Origin of the sequence: Litoribacillus peritrichatus (assembly GCF_039537985.1) — a bacterium.
Lineage (GTDB): Bacteria > Pseudomonadota > Gammaproteobacteria > Pseudomonadales > Litoribrevibacteraceae > Litoribacillus > Litoribacillus peritrichatus.
In genome coordinates, this window is record NZ_BAABBN010000008.1 from 1 (window position 1) to 768 (window position 768).

At 50.7% G+C, this 768-nt stretch carries 1 rRNA gene; it reads right to left on the minus strand.

The features are described 5' to 3' along the window. Window positions 1-768, minus strand: a 23S ribosomal RNA gene (locus tag ABD744_RS16355); the annotation flags it as partial.

Genomic DNA, 768 nt, shown 5'->3' on the forward strand with positions numbered 1-768 from the left:
CCCTTATCGTTACTCATGTCAGCATTCGCACTTCTGATACCTCCAGCATGCTTCTCAACACACCTTCAACGGCCTACAGAACGCTCCTCTACCATGCGTGTAAACACGCATCCGTAGCTTCGGTACTATGTTTGAGCCCCGTTATATCTTCCGCGCAGGCCGACTCGACTAGTGAGCTATTACGCTTTCTTTAAAGGGTGGCTGCTTCTAAGCCAACCTCCTAGCTGTCTAAGCCTTCCCACATCGTTTCCCACTTAACATAGATTTTGGGACCTTAGCTGACGGTCTGGGTTGTTTCCCTCTCCACGACGGACGTTAGCACCCGCCGTGTGTCTCCCGTAATTGCACTCATTGGTATTCGGAGTTTGCAAAGGGTTGGTAAGTCGGGATGACCCCCTAGCCTTAACAGTGCTCTACCCCCAATGGTGAGATACGAGGCGCTACCTAAATAGCTTTCGAGGAGAACCAGCTATCTCCAGGCTTGATTAGCCTTTCACTCCTATCCACAAGTCATCCCCTGGCTTTTCAACGACAGTGGGTTCGGTCCTCCAGTGCGTGTTACCGCACCTTCAACCTGCTCATGGATAGATCGCCTGGTTTCGGGTCTAATCCCAGCAACTGAACGCCCTATTAAGACTCGGTTTCCCTACGCCTCCCCTAAACGGTTAAGCTTGCTACTGAAATTAAGTCGCTGACCCATTATACAAAAGGTACGCAGTCACATTCGAAAATGCTCCCACTGCTTGTACGCACACGGTTTCAGGATCT